Annotated in this window: 19 protein-coding genes, 1 tRNA gene and 1 pseudogene; 13 read left to right on the plus strand and 8 right to left on the minus strand. The window is 46.9% G+C overall.

The genetic code is table 11. The annotated features are described in order from the left end of the window. Positions 1-64 precede the first annotated feature (64 nt). From GGR07_RS09420 to dnaK, 3 genes and pseudogenes are all read right to left on the minus strand, one after another. A pseudogene (locus GGR07_RS09420) lies at positions 65-1,326 on the minus strand (site-specific integrase). Continuing rightward, the gene (locus GGR07_RS09425; protein WP_021646610.1) at positions 1,323-1,868 is read right to left on the minus strand and encodes a helix-turn-helix domain-containing protein; all 546 of its coding nucleotides are present in this window, start codon (positions 1,866-1,868) and stop codon (positions 1,323-1,325) included. The pseudogene GGR07_RS09420 and the gene GGR07_RS09425 overlap by 4 nt, the downstream one beginning before the upstream one ends. Positions 1,869-2,071: 203 nt before the next feature. Beyond that, the gene (gene dnaK, locus GGR07_RS09430; protein ID WP_021646609.1) at positions 2,072-3,979 is read right to left on the minus strand and encodes a molecular chaperone DnaK; all 1,908 of its coding nucleotides are present in this window, start codon (positions 3,977-3,979) and stop codon (positions 2,072-2,074) included. Positions 3,980-4,588: 609 nt separating this feature from the next. Here dnaK and GGR07_RS09435 point away from each other — a divergent pair. The 5 genes from GGR07_RS09435 (at position 4,589) to recA (ending at position 9,716) form a co-directional block, all read left to right on the plus strand. Beyond that, positions 4,589-5,716: an ABC transporter substrate-binding protein gene (locus tag GGR07_RS09435; protein WP_021646607.1), complete on the plus strand. Its 1,128-nt coding sequence runs from the start codon at positions 4,589-4,591 to the stop codon at positions 5,714-5,716. Between the two features lie 8 nt (positions 5,717-5,724). Beyond that, a complete protein-coding gene (locus GGR07_RS09440) occupies positions 5,725-6,720 on the plus strand; it encodes a FecCD family ABC transporter permease (protein WP_021646606.1) in 996 nt (331 codons plus the stop codon). A gap of 155 nt (positions 6,721-6,875) precedes the next feature. After that, positions 6,876-8,069 carry a saccharopine dehydrogenase family protein gene (locus GGR07_RS09445; protein WP_021646605.1) on the plus strand — a complete coding sequence of 398 codons (1,194 nt, stop codon included), beginning with the start codon at positions 6,876-6,878 and terminating at the stop codon, positions 8,067-8,069. Between the two features lie 107 nt (positions 8,070-8,176). Beyond that, a complete protein-coding gene (bcp, locus tag GGR07_RS09450; protein ID WP_172545180.1) occupies positions 8,177-8,629 on the plus strand; it encodes a thioredoxin-dependent thiol peroxidase in 453 nt (150 codons plus the stop codon). Positions 8,630-8,681: 52 nt separating this feature from the next. Next, positions 8,682-9,716 carry a recombinase RecA gene (recA, locus tag GGR07_RS09455; protein WP_021646603.1) on the plus strand — a complete coding sequence of 345 codons (1,035 nt, stop codon included), beginning with the start codon at positions 8,682-8,684 and terminating at the stop codon, positions 9,714-9,716. Between the two features lie 470 nt (positions 9,717-10,186). On the opposite strand, the gene GGR07_RS09460 is transcribed toward recA, so the two are convergent. The 5 genes from GGR07_RS09460 to GGR07_RS09480 all read right to left on the minus strand — a co-directional run bounded on the left by GGR07_RS09460 (position 10,187) and on the right by GGR07_RS09480 (position 14,319). Beyond that, the gene (locus tag GGR07_RS09460; protein WP_021646602.1) at positions 10,187-11,182 is read right to left on the minus strand and encodes a YeiH family protein; all 996 of its coding nucleotides are present in this window, start codon (positions 11,180-11,182) and stop codon (positions 10,187-10,189) included. Between the two features lie 385 nt (positions 11,183-11,567). Next, positions 11,568-11,643, minus strand: a tRNA-Gly gene (locus GGR07_RS09465). Between the two features lie 256 nt (positions 11,644-11,899). Continuing rightward, complete coding sequence (locus GGR07_RS09470) at positions 11,900-12,628, minus strand: DUF6064 family protein (protein ID WP_021646600.1); 729 nt, start codon at positions 12,626-12,628, stop codon at positions 11,900-11,902. Between the two features lie 240 nt (positions 12,629-12,868). Beyond that, positions 12,869-13,357 (minus strand): threonine/serine exporter family protein, encoded by a 489-nt coding sequence (locus tag GGR07_RS09475; RefSeq protein WP_021646598.1) that lies wholly within the window; start codon positions 13,355-13,357, stop codon positions 12,869-12,871. Between the two features lie 194 nt (positions 13,358-13,551). Continuing rightward, complete coding sequence (locus GGR07_RS09480; protein ID WP_021646597.1) at positions 13,552-14,319, minus strand: threonine/serine exporter family protein; 768 nt, start codon at positions 14,317-14,319, stop codon at positions 13,552-13,554. Between the two features lie 465 nt (positions 14,320-14,784). On the opposite strand from GGR07_RS09480, the gene recJ reads away from it, so the two are divergent. From recJ to GGR07_RS09520, 8 genes are all read left to right on the plus strand, one after another. Continuing rightward, positions 14,785-16,503, plus strand: coding sequence for a single-stranded-DNA-specific exonuclease RecJ (gene recJ, locus GGR07_RS09485; RefSeq protein WP_021646596.1), 1,719 nt, complete (start codon positions 14,785-14,787; stop codon positions 16,501-16,503). Further along, a complete protein-coding gene (locus tag GGR07_RS09490) occupies positions 16,496-18,400 on the plus strand; it encodes a RecQ family ATP-dependent DNA helicase (protein ID WP_021646595.1) in 1,905 nt (634 codons plus the stop codon). The genes recJ and GGR07_RS09490 overlap by 8 nt, the downstream gene beginning before the upstream one ends. Positions 18,401-18,439: 39 nt before the next feature. Continuing rightward, positions 18,440-19,402 (plus strand): tetratricopeptide repeat protein, encoded by a 963-nt coding sequence (locus GGR07_RS09495; RefSeq protein ID WP_021646594.1) that lies wholly within the window; start codon positions 18,440-18,442, stop codon positions 19,400-19,402. Between the two features lie 82 nt (positions 19,403-19,484). After that, positions 19,485-20,039, plus strand: a complete 555-nt coding sequence (locus GGR07_RS09500; protein ID WP_021646593.1) for a hypothetical protein — start codon at positions 19,485-19,487, stop codon at positions 20,037-20,039. Between the two features lie 631 nt (positions 20,040-20,670). Beyond that, positions 20,671-21,519 (plus strand): prephenate dehydratase, encoded by an 849-nt coding sequence (locus GGR07_RS09505; RefSeq protein WP_021646592.1) that lies wholly within the window; start codon positions 20,671-20,673, stop codon positions 21,517-21,519. Continuing rightward, on the plus strand, positions 21,494-22,672 hold the full coding sequence (locus GGR07_RS09510) for a pyridoxal phosphate-dependent aminotransferase (RefSeq protein WP_021646591.1): 1,179 nt from the start codon (positions 21,494-21,496) through the stop codon (positions 22,670-22,672). Before GGR07_RS09505 ends, GGR07_RS09510 begins: the two co-directional genes overlap by 26 nt. Before the next feature lie 94 nt (positions 22,673-22,766). Next, entirely contained in the window at positions 22,767-23,834 is a 1,068-nt protein-coding gene (locus GGR07_RS09515) for a bifunctional 3-deoxy-7-phosphoheptulonate synthase/chorismate mutase type II (protein ID WP_021646590.1), read from the plus strand. A 36-nt stretch (positions 23,835-23,870) separates the two neighbouring features. Beyond that, entirely contained in the window at positions 23,871-24,644 is a 774-nt protein-coding gene (locus tag GGR07_RS09520; protein WP_021646589.1) for a prephenate dehydrogenase/arogenate dehydrogenase family protein, read from the plus strand. The last annotated feature ends 431 nt before the right edge of the window (positions 24,645-25,075 follow it).

The following is a 25,075-nucleotide window of genomic DNA, read 5'->3' on the forward strand; positions in this document are numbered from 1 at the left end:
GGTAAATACATGATAGGTATCACATAAGTCGTTGGTGCTCAGAGGTGGGAGCCTCCACCACAACCTATAAATCCAAATTGTCTATATGCAGCGTATTGGCGGCTTTCTCTTTTTGTTCGTTTACGATGTGCGTATAAATCTGCGTGGTTTTGACATTAGTATGTCCCATCAAAGACTTGATGGTGTATATGTCAACGCCATTTTCCAGCAACAGCGAAGCGTAGCTATGACGGGCACAATGGAAGGTGATGTGCTTCTTGATACCGGATGCTTCTATCCAGACTTTCAACGGGCGAGAAATCCAAGAGGCATCAGTCAATCCTTCAAAAACAAGTGCTTCATCATCGTCTGGACGTATGCCGCATAGTTGAAGTGCCTGTTGAATGACTGGCTTTAATCGGGCCTTTTTGTCTTTTGCTGAATTACGACTGCTTGCCATGTACCCTTGCTTGTTTGCTGAATTTGTTTCCATTTCAAAGTTTGAATATCACTATGCCGCAATCCAGTGAGAATAGAAAAGAAGAACGCACGTTTCAAAACATCATCCTTGCACGGCGTATCAACCAACATTTGCACTTCATTCATGGTAAGCGCAACACGAGGTTTCTCAATGTTTGTTATTCCCTTTACTTTCGCGCTTATATCAACGGTCAGATATTCATCAATGAATGCCTGTTTCAATCCGGCTTTGAGTATAGAGAAATAAGTCGATGCCGTGTTTTGTGAGATAGTACCTTTCTTATTCCCTCCCATTGGAGCACGGAGAAGGAACATCTTTATATCTTCAAGCAGTTTTACGGAAATCGCCTTGAATGGAATTGGTTGCCCTTGTGAATACATTTTCAATAATTCGCCTACACGCCTCCAGTTGACTATTATCGAATCGGAACTATTAGGATGACGTGTGCTTATAATACGATTGAAATACTTGATAAAATCCTGTTCGCTCCGCTCATTCTGTGCAGCGATTTCGTTTTCCTTATCAGTGTAAAGGATGGCACTATCGTATTCATGCTGTCGTAGCTTCCGCACATTGTCGGCATAAATACAAGCCTCTTGGTCTATCGTTGAACGACATTGGATAATTCCATTCAAATCACGTTTAGGCTTATAGTTGAATGTTCCATCCGGTAAGATACGTGCTATGGACGATTTGTCCCAAATGGGTGTGGATATAGTCCGGTTAATGGATTCCACCACACGGCTTGCCCGTTTAGAACCTCGCTTATAAACTGGGTATGACTCTATAATCAGATACCACTCTTCTTTATAATTCGACCTTCTGAGCTTGACGGTCACTTTGGTATTAGGTAATGCTTTCTTCATAACGACTTATATAATTTATCAATTTCAGATTTGGGAACATAAACATAGTTACCGATTTGGCGTGTAGGAATAGAATGACGGCGTATGTGCTTAAATACACTGCTGTCATTGATATGGAACTTCTTTGCAATCTCTCCGATGGTGTAACAATCTTTGGGTTCAAAGGACAATGCTTCCTTTTTTCTCTTTCTACTCTCTACCTTTGTTTTGAAGTGTTCATCCATATACTGCCGACTAAGGCATATCAGACGCTGACCAAAATTGTATGACGGTATCAAGCCTTGCCGTATCATACGATAAAGAACGTCTTTACTAATTCCGTAAATCAGCATAGCTTCCTTTACGGTTAGATACCCCTTGCAGGATGGTATTCGTCTAATCAGTGCTTGGCGTATCGCTTCTTTCTCTTTTGCGATTTGTCTTTTCTTATATGCTCTCTTGGAACAAGCAGGGCAACAATACTTCGACACTAATGTGGGAGGAGTAAAGATTTTACCACACTCCTCGCAACTTCTTTGAATGGTGTAATTTTCTCTTGGCATATTCTTCTCGTTTTAAATGGTTTATATCAATTTAAGTTGTACCTTATCGCCAAATAAGACGTGTCGCAAACATGTCGCAAATAAGAGATAAAAAAGCCCATAGAAAACACATAGCAACCATGAACCCCATAAACGCAAAAAGCGTGCAACTCATTGAGCTGCACGCTTTTGCTTATTGTTTATTATCTGTATCCTTATCGGAATCATTTGACTTCCTCAAAGTCAGCATCTTGTACATTATCACCATGCTTACTATCCGCTCCTTCAACATTACCTTGAGCGTCGTTCATATTCGGATCGGTTTGTGCGCCACTTTGAGCGTACATCTCTGCACTTGCAGCTTGAAAGGCTGTATTGATTTCTGCCATAGCCGTGTCGATAGCTGACAAATCCTGCGCTTTATGAGCATCTTTCAACTTCTGTAAAGCGGTTTCGATCGGAGCTTTCTTGTCAGCAGGCAACTTATCACCCAATTCTTTCAACTGATTCTCGGTAGAGAAGATCAAGCTATCAGCCTGATTCAACTTATCGATCTTTTCACGTTCTTTCTTGTCGGCTTCGGCATTGGCCTCGGCTTCGGCTTTCATACGTTCGATTTCTTCCTTACTCAAACCGCTTGACGCTTCGATGCGGATGGCCTGTTCTTTACCGGTTGCTTTATCCTTAGCAGATACTTTCAGAATACCATTGGCATCGATATCGAATGTCACTTCAATCTGAGGGACTCCACGACGTGCAGGAGCGATACCTGTCAGGTTGAACTGACCGATAGACTTATTCTGTGCGGCCATTGGACGTTCACCTTGCAATACATGGATAGTCACTTCTGTCTGGTTGTCGGCAGCCGTTGAGAAAGTTTCACTCTTCTTGCATGGAATTGTCGTATTGGCGTCGATCAGTTTAGTCATTACGCCACCCAACGTTTCGATACCCATCGACAAAGGGGTAACGTCGAGCAATACCACACCCTTGATTTCATCGGTCAACACCGCTCCTTGCACAGCAGCACCCACAGCTACCACTTCATCCGGATTCACTCCTTTCGAAGGAACCTTACCGAAAAAGTCCTCTACCAACTTCTGAACAGCCGGAATACGTGAAGAACCACCTACAAGGATTACTTCATCGATATCCGAATTAGACAATCCGGCATCACTCATCGCTTTCTTGCAAGGTTCGAGACAAGCCTGAATGAGGCTATGTGCCAAAGATTCGAATTTAGCACGTGTCAGCGTCTTAACCAAGTGTTTGGGCACACCACCTACCGGCATAATATAAGGTAAATTAATTTCGGTGGTTGTAGAAGAAGACAATTCAATTTTCGCCTTCTCGGCAGCTTCTTTCAAACGTTGCAAAGCCATCGGATCTTGTGTCAAGTCGGCGCCTTCGTCATTCTTGAATTCTTCCACCAGCCAATTGATAATCACTTGGTCGAAGTCGTCACCACCGAGGTGAGTGTCGCCATTGGTAGAAAGAACCTCAAACACACCGCCTCCAAATTCAAGAATAGAAATATCGAATGTACCTCCACCCAAGTCGAATACGGCGATCTTCATATCTTTATGGGCCTTGTCGAGGCCATAAGCAAGCGCTGCGGCTGTCGGTTCGTTCACGATACGCTTCACTTCGAGTCCCGCAATCTGTCCGGCTTCTTTCGTTGCCTGACGCTGAGAGTCGGAGAAGTATGCAGGAACGGTGATTACCGCTTCAGTAACTTCCTGTCCCAAATAGTCTTCGGCTGTTTTCTTCATTTTCTGAAGAATCATTGCTGAAATTTCTTGTGGAGTATACAGACGTCCGTCTATATCCACACGCGGCATGTTATTATCGCCTTTTACTACTTTATATGGTACGCGCGAAATTTCTTTTTGCACTTGATCCCAATTCTCACCCATGAAACGTTTGATAGAGAATACTGTACGTTGCGGATTCGTGATGGCCTGTCGTTTTGCCGGATCACCGACTTTACGTTCGCCGCCATCTACAAATGCCACAATAGAAGGCGTGGTACGCTTTCCTTCAGCATTTGTGATTACTACAGGTTCGTTTCCTTCAAATACAGAAACGCAAGAGTTTGTAGTTCCTAAGTCAATTCCAATAATTTTTCCCATGATTGTTATGTTATTTATTGTTATTATTCAGGTTGTTTTAAATTAAGTCCAAAATCATTCGACCATTTAAAAACAAACGATGTGCCAAAAAGGGGAGAACACAGAAGACTGACACGAAATCTGCCAAAAAGACAGAATCTATAAAAACACTTCCACCGGACAAAAACATTATTCTACCTATAATCGAAAAGTTCTGGAGTTTACTTCTACTCCTTCCCTCGCTCCATTAAGCCGTCTACTTTCGAATGTGTTTGAGAGCTAAGATTCGCTTCTGTTGTTCCACCTCACGTTCCATTAATCCAAGTCTGTGTTATTCACACAATCTTATTTCAAGCCAGCCTTCCAGAAATGCAAAAGACTTTGCATCAGTGCCCGATAAGATCTTAACAATGATTCTCCCGATGACCGATCTCAAAAGAACGACAAAATCACGTTCGGACAAAACGTCTCTGCCTAAAGAAAAGACACTCTTTCGCGTAAAGCAATGTCGAATCAATAGTTTGCCCCCAATTTCGATATGCGTTCATTATCGCAACCAATGTATTCTTATGCCTTCAAATGCAAATCTTTTTTTTATCTTTGCAGGAAATGAAAACTAAATAACCACCGATGATGAAACGATTGCTATCTCTCACGCTGCTTATTCTTTTATTGGCGGGATGCCACAGAAGGCCGGATGCAGCGAAAAACAAAGCGAATGAAACAAAAGTCAGCCTTTCGTATGCCAAAGGATTCGATATTGCACATACGGAAACGTATACCGCAGTCACCGTTTACAATCCTTGGAAAAGTGGGGAGATATACGACAAATATTATCTGGTAAAAAAGCAGGAGATCGATGTTCCGGCAGACGGGCAAAAAATTGTCGTTCCGCTTAAAACCCTTATGGCCAACTCGGCGACACACTTGGGATTTCTCGAGTTACTGGACGAACTGGATAAAGTGACCGGCATCTGTAGTACGCAATACATTTACAATCCCTCCATCTTGCAAGGAGTCGAGGAAGGACGTGTTAAAGATCTCGGAGACGCTTTCAACCTCGACATCGAAAACCTGTTGCTCCTGCGTCCGCAGGCGGTCATGACATCAGCATACAACGCCGATGATGAGAACAGCCGGAAAATGAAGCAAACCGGCATACCCATCCTGTATAATATAGAATGGCAGGAACCGTCAATACTCGGAAGGGCGGAATGGATAAAATACGTAGCCGCTTTTTTCGATAAGGAAGCGGAAGCCGACAGCATTTTCGAAGAGGTAACGGAAAAGTATAACCGGCTGAAAGAGAAAGCCGCGGCATTCTCCGGAGAACCCGCCATCTTCTCCGGAGAAGATTACCGGGGAACGTGGAGTATGCCCGGAGGGAAAAGCTATCTCGCTCAATTGTTCAGAGACGCAGGCGCCACGTACCTATATAGCCGCGACAGTGTTTCCGCCAGTATCCCGCTGAACATCGAAAAAGCGCTTATCGACTTCAGTGAAGCAGACATCTGGGTAGGAGTCAAAGCCCGTTCGCTGGACGAACTCAAAAAGACAAACAGTAAATACAAACTGTTCAAAGCTTTCAAAACAGGACAGGTATACAACATGGGCAAACGTATGAATGCAACCGGAGGAAACGATTATTGGGAAAGCGGAGTGGCCCGACCCGACCTGCTCTTGAAAGATATGATCAAAATCTGCCATCCGCAACAGACGGAAGAATATGAGTCGACATACTTCGAACAATTAAAGTAAACATTTTCATGAGTCGGGTACATCTATTCTTACTGCTTTTCATGGCCCTCATAGCGGCTTTCCTTGCCGACATCGCCTTCGGCAGTGTAAATCTTCCGGTCGGCGAAGTGTGGAAAACGCTTACAGGAACAAGCGACAACCTCATTTACAGGGAAATCATTTTCAACCACAGGCTTCCCAAAGCACTCACCGCAATTCTCACCGGTGCGGCTTTATCTATTGCGGGAGTACTGATGCAAACTTTGTTCAGCAATCCGCTGGCAGGCCCCGACGTATTAGGCGTCACTTCCGGTTCGAGTCTCGGAGTGGCGTTGCTCACCTTGGGTACATCTGCTCTTCCTGCATGGTTCATTAGCGGATGGGGACAGGTCACAGCCGCATTCTTGGGCGCTATCGGCGTACTGCTGCTCATCATCATCGCGTCCGTCAAAATCCGGCAGACAGTTTCATTGCTCATCGTAGGCATGATGTTCGGCTATTTCACCGGAGCCATTGTAAGTATCTTACAAAGCGTAAGCAATCCCGACGCCTTGAAACTTTTCATTTCCTGGACATTCGGCAGTCTTTCGGCGGTGGGATGGCAACAAATGGGAATCATGGCGCCCGTAATCATCATCGGAACAATGGTTGCCTTATTCTTACAAAAGCCTCTCAACATCTTGCTGCTGGGTAAGAATTATGCCGGCGGATTAGGCATTTCGGTCCCCCGCCTGCGGCTATGGATCATTCTCGCAACAGCCATATTGGCAGGCACATCCACTGCCTTTACCGGACCGATCGCTTTCATCGGTATCACCATGCCACATATCGCAAGGGGATTGTTCCACACATTAAACCACCGCGTCATCCTTCCCGCTTCACTTCTTTGCGGTTCTGTCACACTATTGATATGCGACATCATCTCGCAACTTCCGGGCATGCAAGGCACGCTGCCCATCAATGCGGTCACAGCATTATTCGGAGCGCCCGTCATCGTTTGGATCATTGCGCACAATAAAGGATAAAAAAGGAGAGCCCGCCGCAGCTATCTAAAAATAAAAATGTATATTTGCAATGATTTGAAAGTTGTAAACAGCCGACTATGAGTCACATCGGTTACACACACGGCTGCGCAGCTCGAAAATCATAAAAAACAAACTATAAATCATAATTCATAAAAATGGGTAGAGTTCTTATTATCGGTGCAGGCGGTGTGGGTACTGTCGTTGCACACAAAGTGGCACAAAATGCCGATGTATTCACAGACATCATGATTGCCAGCCGTACGAAAGAAAAGTGCGACAAGATTGTCGAAGCAATAGGGAATCCGAACATCAAAACCGCCAAGGTAGATGCCGACAATGTAGACGAACTGGTAGCGTTGTTCAACGACTTCAAACCGGAGATGGTGATCAACGTAGCGCTCCCTTATCAGGACCTTACAATCATGGAAGCCTGCCTGAAAGCCGGAGTCAACTATCTCGATACCGCCAATTACGAGCCGAAAGACGAAGCTCATTTCGAATACAGTTGGCAATGGGCTTATCACGAGCGTTTCAAAGAAGCCGGACTGACTGCGATATTAGGATGCGGCTTCGACCCGGGTGTAAGCGGAATATTCACAGCCTATGCCGCCAAGCATTATTTCGACGAAATTCACTATCTGGATATTGTGGACTGTAATGCGGGAAACCATCACAAAGCATTCGCCACCAATTTCAATCCCGAAATCAATATTCGTGAAATCACTCAGAACGGTCGTTACTATGAAAACGGCAAATGGGTGACCACCCAACCGTTGGAGATTCATAAAGACCTCACATATCCGAATATCGGACCGCGCGACTCATACCTACTTTATCACGAAGAACTGGAATCGTTGGTAAAAAACTTCCCGACCATCAAGCGCGCCCGTTTCTGGATGACTTTCGGACAGGAGTATCTGACTCACCTTCGCGTCATACAGAACATCGGCATGGCGCGTATCGACGAAGTAGACTACAATGGCATGAAGATCGTTCCGTTGCAATTCCTGAAAGCCGTATTGCCCAATCCGCAAGACTTAGGTGAAAACTATGAAGGAGAAACTTCCATCGGCTGCCGTATCCGCGGAATCAAAGACGGCAAAGAACGCACGTATTACGTGTACAATAATTGCAGCCATCAGGAAGCATACAAGGAAACAGGCATGCAGGGAGTAAGCTATACGACAGGGGTTCCTGCCATGATCGGAGCCATGATGTTCTTCAAAGGCGAATGGAAACGCCCGGGCGTGAACAATGTGGAAGAGTTCAACCCCGATCCGTTTATGGAACAGCTCAACAAGCAAGGATTGCCCTGGCACGAAGAATTCGACAAGGATCTTGAACTGTAACAGCCCGCATAAATAAACAAACCGGCCGATGCACCCAGGAGACGGAATATATGTGCTACATTCTCCGTGGATGCATCGGTATTTATATAACCATTAAAAAAGAAGTCATGATGAATGTAGGAGATAAAGCGCCCGAAATCTTAGGCATCGACGAAAACGGCAAAGAGATTTGCCTGAGCGCATACAAAGGAAAGAAGGTAGTATTGTATTTTTATCCCAAAGACAGCACATCGGGTTGCACCGCACAAGCTTGCAATCTGCGCGACAATTATGCCGAGCTTCGCAAAGCAGGCTATGAAGTGATCGGCGTAAGCGTGGACGACGAAAAGTCGCACCGGAAATTCATAGAGAAGAACAACCTTCCCTTTACACTTATAGCCGATACCGATAAGAAACTGGTGGAACAGTTTGGAGTATGGGGAGAAAAGAAAATGTACGGACGCACTTACATGGGAACTTTCCGCACCACTTTCGTTATCGATGAAAAAGGCGTTGTGGAACGAATCATTACTTCTAAAGAGGTGAAGACCAAAGAACACGCTTCACAGATATTGGGATAGTTTCGCAAAAAAAGGAACTGCCCCGACCAAGAACTTAAAAACAAAAGAACAGATGGCAAAAAAAGACGAACTGAACTTTGAAGCAGACAACAAAAAAGGTTCGAGCGAAAAGCTCAAAGCCTTGCAGGCTGCAATGGAAAAAATAGAAAAGAATTTCGGCAAAGGCTCTATCATGAAAATGGGAGACGAAAGTGTGGAACAAGTAGAGGTGATACCTACCGGGTCTATCGGCTTGAATGTGGCATTAGGCGTAGGCGGATATCCCCGTGGCAGAATCATCGAGATATACGGACCGGAGTCTTCGGGTAAAACGACACTCGCCATTCATGCCATCGCCGAAGCGCAAAAAGCCGGAGGGATCGCTGCTTTCATCGATGCGGAGCATGCGTTCGACCGCTTTTACGCAGCCAAGCTCGGCGTGGATATCGACAATTTATGGATATCTCAACCCGACAACGGAGAACAAGCGTTGGAAATTGCCGAGCAGTTGATTCGCTCGTCGGCTATCGACATTATCGTTATCGACTCTGTTGCCGCATTGACTCCGAAATCGGAGATCGAAGGCGATATGGGCGAAAACAAAGTCGGGCTCCAGGCACGCTTGATGTCTCAGGCTTTGCGCAAACTGACTGCAACCGTCAGCAAGACACGTACGACTTGTATCTTCATCAACCAGCTTCGCGAGAAAATCGGTGTCATGTTCGGCAATCCGGAAACGACAACCGGAGGTAACGCGCTGAAGTTCTATGCTTCGGTTCGCCTGGATATCCGTCCGGGAAGTCCTATCAAAGATGGGGAAGAGGTGCTTGGAAAACTGACGAAAGTAAAAGTGGTGAAGAACAAAGTGGCTCCTCCTTTCCGCAAGGCGGAATTCGACATCATGTTCGGCGAGGGGATCTCCCACTCCGGAGAAATCATCGACTTGGGTACGGACATGGGTATCATTAAAAAGAGCGGTTCGTGGTACAGCTACAACGACACGAAACTGGGACAGGGACGCGATGCCGCCAAACAATGTATCGCCGACAATCCGGAACTCTCAGAAGAATTGGAAGGGTTGATCTTCGAGGAACTGAAGAAGAAATAAAAACCGCATTACGAAAATCCGGCAGTTGTTTCCGGCTTTTCCGAAGTAAGTCTGAAAAGCCGGATGGTTCATACAAGAAAACCGGATCACGCACAATGGTAAATTGGAATCGTTTTCTTTATTATGAATAGAGAAGACCTCATATACCGTGCATTTCGATCCGGTCTCCTTTTCCGGGAAAATAAAAAGAAGGGCCGGAGTGCCCTCAGACAAAGAAAGTGATCCGTGAGAACGGAATAGTTCACACGTTTCCTGTATATCGCCAAGTTCGAACAACAAAAGTAATTTGCGAAAACGGAACGGATTTTGTCTGAAAACAGAACGCCTGTCGGAATTAGTGTTTTATCAAGTTGGGTGAAGCGGTCGGTACAACAAGTCCGCTTCACCCAACTTTTATATTACAACCGCGCGCCTCTGTGTCAAAATGCAGATGGCTGCAAATGCCGAAAAGTTAAAAAGTAGGATCCGGCTTATACAAAAAAGTAAATATAAGCCAGCGTACCCAGGCTGATGACAATCCAAAGCAACACACCCTGAACGAGCGGCCTCACTCCTACAGACCTAAGCACATCGACGGAAAGCGAAGCTCCGATGAAGAACATCGTAATGGTAAGCGTCTTTCGTGCAAACCTATTAATAGCCTCTCCCAGTGCAGGAACATGCGCCAGCAGATACGTATTCGCAACCATCGCCAGAACGAAAAAGAAAATAAACCAAGGGATACTTACCTTTTGTCCTTTGCTCTTAAAGATGAAAGACGTAGCAAACGCTACGGGAATAATCCAAAGAGCACGAGTCAATTTTATGGTTGTGGCTACCTTTAGCGCTTCTTCGCCATAGGCGGCTCCCGCTCCTACCACCGAACTGGTGTCGTGAATGGCAATTGCCGCCCATGTACCGAACTCATGTTGAGTCATATTCAGGGCATGTCCTATCAGAGGAAAGATAAACAGGGCAATGGCATTGAGAATGAAAACCGTTCCCAACGCGACGGACATTTCACTGTCTTTCGCTTTCAACACAGGCCCTACCGCCGCAATGGCGCTACCGCCGCAAATGGCGGTTCCGGAACTGATAAGATAAGAAGTGTTACGGTCGACTTTGAAGATTTTCCGCCCGATAAACCAACCGATCAGCAGCGTGCCTGCTACAGAGAGGATGGTAAACTCCATCCCTTCCCTGCCCGAAGCCAAAGCATCGTGGAGGTTCATGCCGAAGCCCAGTCCGACAACGGAATATTGCAGCAGATATTTAGAGGTTTTCTTATTAAACTTCGGGTGCGCCCGGCAGCAAACCAATGCGAAAACCAGCCCGAGAAACAGGGCTACCGGAGGTGTCACCCATGCAGACCATGCCTGCATGCCAGGAATATAATCTAAAAACAGAAAGAAACTCAATGAGGAAAGAAGGGCGACGTAAATCGCTTTGTTGTTTGCTTGCAGCGTTTTTGTTACGGTTGAAATCATAAGGGTATTTTTTATTATTTCCGAAGCGCAAAGATACAACAAACGCCCTAAGTATACCAATCGTTTCTATTTATGCGATATAACTTTCAGTTATCGATGCCGGATTAGCGTTTCGATATCAAAAATGAAAAAAGCATAGATAACTACCTTTGTATCAATATTGAGCAGTAAACGAGATCAGACTCCCGGTTCCCAACTTGGGAAGTTCTTTTGAAGCTAATAAATAAACTAATAATCAATATATCTAACTTAAAATATTATTTGCACCAGATTTGCACTACAAGTGTAGGTAAAAGCCGGCAAAACTATCCAAGACAGGAATTAATTTGTAAAAAGCGACACAAAAAAAGCAGCCACAAAGAATTGTAACTGCCTGATCTTCAAATGGAGCGGTAAACGAGACTCGAACTCGCGACCCCCAGCTTGGGAAGCTAGTGCTCTACCAACTGAGCTATTACCGCGCATTCATAACCTTTCTGCAATACCTTGCAAAAATTGTAGCACAAAGGTAATTATATTTTTTATATCTCAAATAAGAATCTTCATATTTTATCGCAAGGAAATATCTCAACCCAATCTTTTTCGGGATGAGCGATACGTATCCCTTAACGAAAACGACCGGATTCATTCGCGGACAGATACCTACAATGTTTACCTCGAAGCCGTTGTCCGGGAGAACAATGCACGCCTATCCTCCGGAAAATGAGTTCCGCACCATCAGCTCTTCGTTGTCAACTCCAGAAAAAGCGTAGCAGTGAGCAAAACAGCGAGTCCTACACAAACGAAAAGCAACAGCCAATTGATATATTTCGACTTTGGTTTGGTGTCCGCATGCAAATCGTTCAGAAAGTATTCCCTGAAAAACAGATAAAGTCCGGGAATAGTGGCACTTGCCAGTAAGAAGTCCTCCGGTATGCGGAAAAAGTAAGTCTTCGACAGACCGATGAGCGACCAATGACAAAGGAAAAGTACCAGAAACATATTCACTTTCCGGCCAAACAATAATAATAGTCCGATGGTGAATACGACTACTGAGCAAGGCATCACCGGAGAAGTCATTTCGGGAAACTCAAGGCCGCGCGCCAAAGAGACCAAAGGATATACAAAAGGCATCACCAGCAAGAAATACGACAAACCGTCGTACTTATGCATGCGCTCAAACGTTGTATAACCAGTAATAAGGTCCCATATCCATATTACTGCCATCACACCCCAAAACATGGCCATTACTCCATTGTAGCTCCGCTCTTGGCAATAAATGGAATAGTATACGACGGCAATCCATGAATAAAGGACAATCATATACAGTTTCATTACTGTTTTTGCCCAAGGAAGCGGTTTGCGAACAAGCATAACCGTACATACCAGCCCTATTAAAACGATCAGTGTCTGCAAAATCCAAGTAGCTGAATTATAATAAGCTATTGTTTTCCAAAAAATTTCCATAAAGTTGTTTTATTATTCAATAGAGTTTATACGGAATAAGAAAAAAGCGATCGAGGTTCAGTTCCTCAAAGCCGAGGCACCCAAGCCCCCATTCGACATAACGTTAATGCAAAAGTAAACAGGTATGCCTTTGAGTTTCTTTGAATCCAAGCAACCGGTGGGCATGACGTCAATGCCAAAAAATCCGCCCTTCCTTTTACTTCCTTTTACTTCATTCAATCCGAAGCATGTTCGGCACCACTACCGATGTCTGGTCAATGAAAAAGCTCTGCCGGGAAACAAAAACATCGGGAATGAAGCTCCCACGGCCAGCATAAAAATCACCGTACTGGCTATAAGGCCATTCGAGAAAAACATTTCCATATACTTATGAAGCTTTTCAGGTTCGTGCACGGTCTGCAAACACATGATGAGCGAAAACACCATGTTGTAGGCAAATTTGCCCGGAATCATAGGAAGCAAAGCCGGAATATACAGCACTGTCATCGGGCAATACACTTTCTTTCCCAACCACAAACTCCCGAAACCAATGACAAGCCCTGCAAACAAAGAAGCTGTGGCAATGTCGACGCCTAAGTAGGTCATGAGACAAAAACGGCAGGCATGCCCCAACGCGGCCAACACCGCAATCATTTTAAACGCTCTCAAAGGAGGGTCGGATATGGCTCCAAAACCGATACCCGCTACCGCCGCAAAGAATCCGTCGGTAAGAATGTCTAATACTATCATTGTATATTAATTAATCGTTTTACATTTGTATAAATTATCAACATCAGAGTGTGGAATAAGGTCGATTCTTTCATGGTTATAAATGTTTTGCCCCACACTTCTACATCAGAAACCCGATAGTTCAATGGGCTTTTGATCCCGCATTCGCAATGACGGCTCACGATGTACAGATGTTGTCGTTCAATAAATCATATTCAAATCAAACTGTTTTTTACCATTAATAAAGTGAGGGAAAGCCCGATGGCAATGCTGATGATGAGCAACGAAGCTTCCGTGAGGCGCGAAAAGCCGGTCAGCACATAACCTTCTACGACATCGATCACTCCGTTAATGAGCGGCACTCCAGGAACTAAATAGAGAACACTCGTAGCCATGGCTATTCCGGAAGTGGTATTGAATATCAAAGAGGTGGAGGCGCAGAGGGAAGCGACGAATGCCGAAACGATGAAAACAATGTAATGGTTGATTTTCTTCTTTTGCATCTGCTGCTTTAAAAACATGCCGGTAACGGTAGCCGAAAAGACAATGCTCATTGAAATAAGGTCGCCACCGAATAATTTACAGAACGAGGCGTTGGCAAAACCTACCAATATCAGTACAAAGAGTGGGTGTATCATCGGCGCCGAGACAATCTTCCGGTACTTTTCACGCAACTCTTCCAACGACAGGCGCTTGTCTAAAGCTTCCCAACTCAACGCGCTCAATTCGGAGTTGTGCTCGAAGCTGATGGGATGGGGAGTAATATCGACCACTTCATGGCAAGATTCACGGGTTTCGACATCAATAATCGTCAATATAATATTTTTGTGGAACACGGCCAATGTGACCTCTACATCAAAGGCTTTTCCGATGCGTTTGGAGTTTCGTACCACGCGCGAAGTATGCACGCCGGCTCCCATCAAATGAGCCGAATATTCTGCAATAAATTTGGTAACGGACAATAAAGATTCGCTTGTCTTCATGTAGTTGCTGTTTTTTTTAAATTGGGCACAAAAGTATAAAAAAGTATACAGGCAGAAGAAAACAGAATGATATATTTTCCGAAAAACAATTATTTTGTTTACTCCTTTCCGCAAAAGTGAAGCAGAGCCACATCGAGTTGAAGATAAAAACACATAGACATCCGGCGAGAAGTAAATATCTTCGCAATCATTTACCTCCCAACCGAAGAGAACATGAATAATCTATTCAGGCACCCGAAAGAAATAGAGCTATGTATGGTAAGTTCAGTAAGCCGCAGAGAACAATATTCAAGTATTCCTGAAGGTTAATGAGTTCTTCCGTTACACGCTTATTTCATTTCTTTCTGAAATATTTTCAATACATCTAATCCGGACGTGCGGTTTTTTTTTGTACTTTTACCCCTCGTTGGGAAATTATGCTTTTTCCAACCCTGAGAACAGAGAAAGAAAAAACAATATATAAAAATGAATCACAAATGGAATTATCGACCCATTACACCCGAACAGGCGGAGAAAAGCCGGAAATTAGCTCAAGAGTTAGGGATTAGCCCTATACTTGGACAACTTCTGGTGCAACGCAGAATAACGGAAGCGGCAGATGCCCGGAAGTTTTTCCGCCCGCAGTTGCCCGACTTGCACAATCCGTTTCTGATGAAAGATATGGATATTGCAGTGGAGCGCCTCAACAAGGCGATGGGAAAGAAAGAGCGTATTCTGGTTTACGGAGACTACGACGTAGACGGAACTACTGCTGTAGCTTTGGTTTACAAGTTCATCCAACAGTTCTATTCGAACATTGACTACTACATACCCGACCGCTATAGTGAAGGATATGGAGTTTCCAGACAAGGGATAGACTATGCCGCCGAAACCGGCGTAGGGCTGATTATTGTGCTCGACTGCGGAATCAAAGCAGTGGAAGAGATTACGTATGCCAAAGAGAAAGGCATCGACTTTATCATCTGCGACCACCATGTGCCGGACGATGTTCTGCCGCCTGCCGTAGCGATACTGAACGCCAAACGCCCGGACAACACGTATCCCTACACACATCTTTCGGGGTGCGGAGTGGGTTTCAAGTTCATGCAGGCATTCGCCATGAACAACGGCATCGAATTTCACCACCTCATTCCCCTGCTCGATCTGGTAGCAGTGAGCATCGCCTCAGACATTGTGCCTATCATGGGCGAGAACCGTATCTTGGCTTTCCACGGACTGAAACAGCTCAACAGCAATCCCAGCATCGGCATTAAGGCAATCATCGATGTGTGCGGATTGTCGGAACGGGAAATCACGATCAGCGACATTGTATTCAAAATCGGACCGCGCATCAATGCTTCCGGACGTATACAAAGCGGGAAAGAGGCTGTCGACCTGCTGACGGAAAAGGACTTCTCGACAGCGCTGGAGAAAGCCGGACAAATCAACCAGTATAACGAAACACGCAAAGACCTCGACAAAAGCATGACGGAGGAGGCGAACCGTATTGTCAGCCACTTAGACGGACTTGCCGACCGGCGGTCTATCGTGCTCTTCAACGAGGAGTGGCACAAGGGGGTCATAGGTATCGTCGCCTCACGGCTTACGGAAGTTTACTATCGCCCGGCGGTGGTATTGACACGTACCGACGATACGGCGACAGGTTCCGCGCGTTCCGTATCCGGATTCGATGTTTATAAAGCCATCGAATATTGCCGCGATCTTCTGGATAACTTCGGCGGGCACACTTATGCGGCAGGGTTGTCGATGAAGGTGGAGAATGTGGAAGCCTTCGTCCGACGGTTCGAAGAGTATGTGTCGCAGAACATCTTGCCGGAGCAGACGAGCCCGGTGATAGATATCGATGCAGAGATAGATTTCAAGGATATCACTCCCAAATTCTTCAGCGACCTGAAGAAATTCAATCCGTTCGGACCCGAAAACAGCAAACCGATATTCTGCACGCATCATGTGTACGACTACGGAACGAGCAAGGTGGTGGGACGCGAACAAGAACATATCAAACTCGAACTGGTGGACAACAAATCGAACAACGTAATGAACGGCATCGCTTTCGGACAAAGTTCGCACGTGCGCTACATCAAGACGAAACGCTCGTTCGACATCTGCTACACCATCGAAGAAAACACCCACAAGCGGGGCGAAGTCCAACTGCAGATTGAGGATATAAAGCCGATTGAATAAATACCGGGAAATATTAAAGCAATATTGGGGATACGACTCTTTCCGCCACCTGCAGGAAGAAATCATCGACAGTATCGGCGAAGGCAAAGACACATTGGGATTGATGCCTACCGGAGGCGGTAAGTCCATCACATTCCAGGTACCCGCCCTTGCGAAAGCAGGATTGTGCATCGTCATCACGCCTCTTATCGCCTTGATGAAAGACCAGGTGCAGAATCTGCGCAAACGGGGCATCAAGGCGGTTGCCGTATATTCCGGAATGACACGGCAAGAGATTATCACCGCGCTGGAGAACTGCATCTTCGGCGATTACAAGTTTCTCTACATATCGCCCGAACGGTTGGACACGGAGATATTCCGCATCAAGCTGCGGGCAATGAAAGTCTCCATGATTACAGTAGACGAAAGCCACTGCATCTCGCAATGGGGATACGACTTCCGGCCTGCTTACCTGAAAATAGCGGAAATAAGAGACATGCTGCCCGGTGTTCCCGTTTTGGCGCTCACCGCCACCGCTACTCCCGAAGTGGTGAAAGATATTCAAACACGGTTGAAGTTTGCCGCGACGAATGTGTTCCGCATGAGCTTCGAACGCAAAAATCTGGCTTATTCGGTGCGGAAAACAGATGATAAGACCGGAGAGATGCTGCGCATTCTGCGAAAGATACAAGGCAGCGCCATTATCTATGTGCGCAACAGACGGCGGACGAAAGAAATCACCGGGCTTTTGGTAAACGAAGGCATTACCGCCGATTTCTATCATGCGGGGTTGGACAATGCCGTGAAAGACCTCCGCCAGAAACGCTGGCAAAACGGGGAAGTACGTGTAATGGTAGCTACAAACGCTTTCGGAATGGGTATCGACAAGCCCGATGTACGCATCGTGTTGCACCTCGATTTGCCCGATTCTCCCGAAGCTTACTTTCAGGAGGCGGGACGCGCCGGAAGGGACGGGGAGAAAGCCCATGCCGTCATCCTCTACACCCCGGCGGACAGAACGACGCTTCACAAACGAGTAGCCGACAGTTTCCCGACGAAAGAGTACATACTCGACGTGTACGAACACCTGCAATACTACTATCAGATGGCAATGGGCGACGGTTTCCAATGTGTCCGCGAGTTCAACCTCGAAGAGTTTTGCCGGAAGTTCAAATACTTCCCCGTACCGGTACACAATGCGCTCAAGATTCTCACACAGGCAGGATATCTCGAATACACCGACGAACAAGACAATGCTTCGCGCATTCTTTTCACCATCCAACGGGACGAGCTGTACAAATTGCGGGAAACAGGAGCGGAAACAGAAGGACTTATACAGGCCATCCTCCGTTCGTACACCGGCGTCTTCACCGATTACACATACATCAGCGAAGAAACGCTCATGGTACGTACCGGGCTGACCCGCCAACAGGTGTACAACATATTGGTCATGCTCACCCGGCGACGTATCGTAGACTATATCCCCCGCAAAAAGACACCATATATAATATACACCCGCGAACGGATGGAATTGAGGCACATGCATATTCCTCCTTCCGTATATGAAGAACGGAAAGAAAGATACGAAGCCCGGATCCGCGCGATGGAAGAGTATGTCGTCTCCGAACATGCATGCCGCAGCCGCATGTTGCTGCGTTACTTCGGAGAGAAGAACGACCACAATTGCGGACAATGCGATGTCTGTCTCGACAGGGGGAATACAAACCGGCTCACAGAGTCGTCGTTCGAAGACCTGAAGCGCCGGATTCTTCATCAATTGTCCCGACACCCTCTTACTCCCGCAGAGATAAGCAATGCAATGGAAGCGGAAAAAGAGAGAATCAGCGAAGTGGTTCGTTACTTATTGGAAGAAGGAGAACTGAAGATGCAAGACGGAATGATACATATTTCGAAATAAGTTGCTATTTTTGCAGAGAAACCTAAAAAACGATACAGCATGCCTAACTTTTTTAAATCTTTCTTTTCCGGAAAGTCGGAAACTCCGGAAAGTGAAAAGAAAAAGAACGACCGAAAGAAATTCGAGATATTCAAATTCGACGGCTTGCGCGCTCAGCGCATGGGACGTCCCGATTACGCAGTGAAATGCTTTACCGAAGCTCTTGCCATCGAAGAAGAGTTCGAAACGATGAGTTACCTCAGCCGTCTTTACATCGGGATGGGCGAAATGGAGAAAGCCCGTACTTTGCTCGAGAAGATGGGGAAAATGGAACCTCATTTCGCGGATACGTTTCTTACACTCGCCAATGTCTGCTACATGCAGGAAGATTATCGGGGAATGGAAGAAGCAGCCAACCGGGCAATCGGCATCGAAGAGGCGAACGCAGTCGCTCACTTCCTTCTGGGGAAAGCCCGCAAAAGTCAGAACGACGACCTTATGGCTATCGGGCATCTGACTAAAGCCATTGTTTTAAAAGACGACTTTACAGAAGCCCGGCTGATGCGCGCGGAATCATTGCTGCAAATGAATCAATACAAAGAAGCGGAAGAAGATATCGATGCCGTGCTTTCTCAAAATCCGGAAGAAGAATCGGCCATTCTCCTGCGCGGAAAACTCAAAGAGGCGACCGGATTGGAACAGGAAGCCGAAGCGGACTACCGGCTGGTTACGGAAATGAATCCTTTCAACGAACAGGGATACCTTTATCTCGGACAGTTGCTCATCAGCCGAAAGGATCCGGCCGAAGCCATCCGCGTATTCGACGAAGCCATCGACCTGAATCCCGACTCCGCCGAAGCGTATAAAGAACGCGGACGTGCCAAACTGCTGAACGGAGACAAGGAAGGTTCTGTAGAAGATATGAAAAAATCATTGGAACTGAGTCCTAAGGAGGAGACCCGGTTGAGCGGAGAGTTTAAAAACATCGGCTCCAACACCGAAACGTTGCCGGGAATATTCTGAATAAGCGCCCTGCCCGCTTTACGCGAAGACACGTCTCCCCTACCTTGGTAATCCAAAGAAACAAGAAATAAATCTGTGCCTTATGAGAAGCCTTCTTTACTTCATCTTCGCCCTACTCCTGCTCTCATGTAAGGAGTCCGACAAACATCGGATAGCACGGCTTACGGAAGCATGGACAGGGAAGACCGTCTACTATCCGGCAGACAGCGTGTTCGAATCGTTCGAAGCCGACTCCGTACGCAAATATTCCTTGAAGCGCACCGAATATACCGTGGTCACCTACATCGACTCGTTGCAATGCGCCTCAAACCGGTTACGGCTCGAAGAATGGAAATCGTTCCTGCAAGCTTTGCGTCCGGCAGCGAAAGGAAGAATCACTTGCCTTTTCTATCTCCATCCCGAAAACAGGGAGCAAATGATTGCCAAACTTCGGCAATCGGCATTCAACTTTCCGGTTTGCATAGATGAAGACAATGTGTTCTACAAGCTAAACCGTTTTCCTGCCGACACGCTTTTTCGAACTTTTCTGGTGAACAGCGAGAATAAGATTGTGGATATAGGCAACCCCGCAGAAGATCCGAAAGTAAGAGAACGATACCTCCAAAGAATAATGGATACAAAACCCGATCCCGACTGACGATAACACCGGAGCAGACGAAAGACGAACCGACCGTTACGGCAGGTGAAGATGTTCCGACTGACGACAACACCGAAGCGGGCGAAAGACCTTTGGTAGTAGCATGAATGTTGAAAACAAGACCGGAATCCAATCTCTTCCCGATTACAAAACCATCGTATCATCGATCTCAGGCTATCGCATCACTGTTCCCGGAACCATCGCATCATCCGCCACGGAGCCATGGCATCATCGATCTCAAGCTATCTCATCACTGTTCCCGGAACCATCGCCTTACCGATGACGGAGCTAGCGCCGGTGCGCTCCGAGGCTCCTTTCCCTTACGAATCCTCCACAATCTGCCTTTTTTACTCTAAATAACCGAAAAGAATAAAAAAACTTTGTTTTTTACTTGTATATAATGTTTTTTTATTACTTTTGCCTCAGAAATCGAAACACTAATTGAAATTCGGATGAAATCGTTTACTTATGCATATTACTTCTTTTTTTACTTTTACTTTTATCACAAAGTAGAGCGGGAGTTTGTATGTATCAAGTGACAGTGATACTTAAAGACCAAAGGAAAGAATAAATCATATAAATCCCGCTCCGATTATGGACGCGGGATTTTTTTATATCATATCGTATACCAATGAAAAAGATAGCCATTCAAGGAACAACCGGTTCTTATCACGACATAGCGGCGCACAACTACTTCGAAGGAGAAGAGTTGGAAATTATCTGTTGTCCCACTTTCGAAGAAGTGTTCGCTTCGGTTCGCAAAGACAGCCGGACCATCGGGATGCTGGCCATCGAAAACACGATTGCCGGAAGCCTGCTCTACAACAACGAGTTGCTGCGACAGAGCGGGACGCAGATTATCGGCGAATATAAGCTGCGAATTTCGCACAGCTTTGTCTGCCTGCCCGATGAAGATTGGGAAGACCTGACGGAAGTCAACTCCCACCCCATCGCTCTGATGCAATGCCGCGAGTTTCTGAACCGACATCCGCAACTGAAAGTGGTGGAGAGTGAAGACACCGCCCGCAGCGCGGAAATCATCAGCCGCGAAAACCTGAAAGGACGTGCGGCCATTTGCTCCAAAGTAGCGGCGGAACGCTACGGAATGAAAGTGCTTCAGGAGGGAATAGAAACGAACAAACACAACTTCACCCGCTTTCTTGTCGTGGCAGACCCGTGGCAGGCGGACGAACTTCGCGGGCATGGCACCCCCAAGCCCGACAAAGCAAGCATCGTATTCATGCTGCCTCACACCGAAGGAAGCCTGTCGCAGGTTCTTTCCATCCTCTCTTTCTACAACATCAACCTCACCAAGATACAGTCTCTCCCCATCATCGGACGGGAGTGGGAATATCAATTTTATGTGGACATCGCTTTCGGCGATTACCTGAGATACAAACAAGCCATTGCGGCAATTACTCCATTAACCAAAGAACTTAAAATTTTAGGAGAATATGCAGAAGGAAAATCAAACATATAACATCGCTCCGGCGAGCCGGTTGGACGGCGTGAGCGAATACTACTTCTCGAAAAAACTGAAAGAAGTGGCGCAAATGAACGCGGAGGGGAAAGATGTAATCAGCCTGGGCGTCGGCAGCCCCGACATGCCGCCTTCGGAGAGGGCGATAGAGACGCTGTGCAGAAATGCGCACGACCCTGCCGGGCACGGCTACCAGCCTTACACGGGCATTCCCGAACTTCGCAAAGGTTTTGCCGATTGGTACAGCCGCTGGTACGGAGTAGACTTAGATCCGGCTACGGAGATTCAACCGCTGATCGGTTCGAAAGAAGGTATCCTCCACGTCACGCTGGCATTTGTCAACCCCGGCGAGCAGGTATTGGTACCTAATCCCGGCTATCCCACATACAGTTCCTTGAGCAAACTGCTGGGCGCCGAAGTGGTTTATTACGACCTGAAAGAAGAGAACGGGTGGTTGCCCGATTTCGAATCTCTGGAACAAATGGATCTGAGCCGTGTGAAGCTGATGTGGACGAACTATCCGAACATGCCCACCGGCACGAATGCCACGCCCGAGCTGTACGAACGCTTGGTAAGCTTCGCGCGCCGGAAGGGGATTGTGATTGTGAACGACAATCCATACAGCTTTATCCTGAACGAAAATCCCGTCAGCATTCTCAGCGTACCGGGAGCCAAAGAGTGCTGCATCGAGTTCAACTCCATGAGCAAAAGCCACAACATGCCCGGATGGCGCATCGGTATGCTGGCATCGAACGCAACCTTTGTGCAATGGATACTGAAAGTGAAAAGCAATATAGACAGCGGAATGTTCCGTGCGATGCAACTGGCTGCCGCGACAGCCCTCGAGTCCGACCGCATCTGGTACGAAGGAAACAACAGCCGTTACCGCAACCGCCGCCGCCTTGCCGGAGAAATTATGCAGGCATTGGGGTGCAGGTACGACGAAAAGCAAGTCGGCATGTTCCTATGGGGAAAAATCCCCGACTCGTGCCACGATGTGGAAGAACTGACCGAAAAGGTTTTGCACGAGGCCCGCGTGTTTATCACTCCGGGGTTCATCTTCGGAAGCAACGGAGCCAGATATATACGCATTTCACTCTGCTGCAAGGAGGAGAAGCTGGAGGAAGCCCTCCGGCGAATCCGCCGGATGTAAGATATTGGAGACAAAGATTCGGTTACAGCCTTACATGGTCTGAAGGCGTATCGGCTTGTCGGTTTATTCATTCGTCAACTAAAAAAACAAAAATATGGAACTGGAATCTATTCTATTACCGGGCATCGACGCAAAAAGGCCCATTGTCATCGCCGGACCGTGCAGTGCGGAGACAGAAGAGCAAGTGATGAACACAGCCAGGCAATTGGCTGCCAAAGGACAAAAGATATTCCGCGCCGGAATATGGAAGCCTCGCACCAAACCGGGTGGTTTCGAGGGAATTGGAGTCGAAGGACTTGTCTGGTTGAAAGAGGTCAAAAAAGAAACAGGCATGTATGTCTCTACCGAAGTGGCGACCGCCAAGCACGTATACGAGTGTTTAAAAGCAGGAATAGATATGCTTTGGGTGGGAGCGCGCACCACAGCCAACCCCTTTGCCGTTCAGGAAATAGCAGACGCTTTAAAAGGCGTCGACATTCCCGTATTCGTAAAAAATCCCGTAAACCCTGATCTCGAACTTTGGATCGGAGCATTGGAACGAATCAACAACGCGGGGCTGAAACGTCTGGGAGCCATTCACCGCGGATTCAGCAGTTACGATAAAAAGATATACCGCAATCTGCCTCAATGGCACATTCCTATCGAGTTGCGCCGCCGCATTCCGGAGCTGCCCATCTTCTGCGATCCGAGCCATATCGGAGGGAAACGCGAACTAATAGCTCCGCTTTGCCAGCAAGCCATGGACCTGAATTTCGACGGGCTCATCGTAGAAAGCCACTGCAACCCCGATGAAGCATGGAGCGATGCCGCACAACAGGTGACTCCCGACGTGCTCGAATACATACTCAACCTCTTGGTTATCCGCACCGAAACACAGTCTACCGAAAACCTCTCGGAACTTCGCAAACAGATAGACGAATGTGACGACAACATCATTCAGGAGCTGGCCAAAAGAATGCGCATCGCACGAGAGATAGGCACATACAAGAAGGAGCACGGAATCACCGTGCTGCAAACGGGAAGATACAACGAGATACTCGAAAAGCGCGGAGCGCAGGGCGAACAATGCGGAATGAACGCCGAGTTCATGAAGAGTATATTCGAGGCCATTCACGAGGAGTCCGTCCGCCAGCAGATGGAGATTATCAACAACGGCCAATAACAGATGCATCCATTAGTAAAACACTGAACAACAGATATGAGAATATTGATATTGGGAGCCGGGAAAATGGGTTCCTTCTTTACAGACATACTGAGTTTCCGGCACGAAACGGCCGTATTCGACGTCAATCCGCATCAACTGCGCTTTGTTTACAACACCTACCGGTTCACCACACTGGAAGAAATCAGGGATTTCGAGCCGGAGCTGGTCATCAACGCCGCCACGGTGAAGTACACGCTGGACGCCTTTCGCACAGTGCTTCCCGTGTTGCCCAAAGACTGCATCATCAGTGACATCGCCTCCGTGAAAAACGGACTGAAGAAGTTTTACGAAGAGAGCGGCTTTCGTTATGTTTCCACTCACCCCATGTTCGGCCCCACCTTCGCCAGCTTAAGCAATCTGGGCAATGAGAACGCCATTATCATCAGCGAAGGCGACCACTTGGGCAAGATTTTCTTTAAAGACCTCTATCAGACCCTGCGCTTAAACATCTTCGAATACACATTCGACGAGCACGACCGGACTGTAGCCTACTCGCTCTCCATCCCGTTCGTCTCCACTTTGGTGTTTGCCGCCGTGATGAAACATCAGGAAGCGCCGGGAACTACTTTCAAAAAGCACATGGCTATTGCCAAAGGGCTGATGAGCGAAGACGATTATCTGCTGCAGGAGATTTTATTCAATCCCCGCACACCGGGACAAGTGGAGAATATTCGTTTGGAGCTGAAGCGGCTATTGGAAATCATCACCAACAAAGATGCCGAAGGTATGAAGAAATATCTGGCTAAGATACGGCAGAATATTAAATGAGGCACACAGTAGGAAAACGGCCATAGAAGCGTTTCGGACGCTTCGGGGAGTCCGTAAAAAACAAGCTGTTGGGCAAGAGAAAAAAAGCCCGCCGCCTCTGAAAAAAAGCCCGCGGGCTTTAAAAAAAAGGCGGCGGGCTTTGAAACCAAACACGGCGGGCTTTGAAAAAAAGGCGGCGGGCTTTGAAACCAAACACGGCGGGCTTTGAAAAAAAAGGCGGCGGGCTTTTTTCTCAAGCACCGCCGCCTTTATTACACTCTATCTTCATCGAATTGCCATGGGGTTACTGCTTCAAATCCAAACATCGACCTGCTTACTGCATCATACATTCACCAAGCGGGTACAGGCTTACTGCTTCAAATCCAAACACCGACCTGCTTACTGCATCATACATCCACCAAGCGGGCACAGGCCTGATGCTTCAATTCCAA

The organism is Bacteroides pyogenes (assembly GCF_014196225.1).
Taxonomy (GTDB): domain Bacteria; phylum Bacteroidota; class Bacteroidia; order Bacteroidales; family Bacteroidaceae; genus Bacteroides; species Bacteroides pyogenes_A.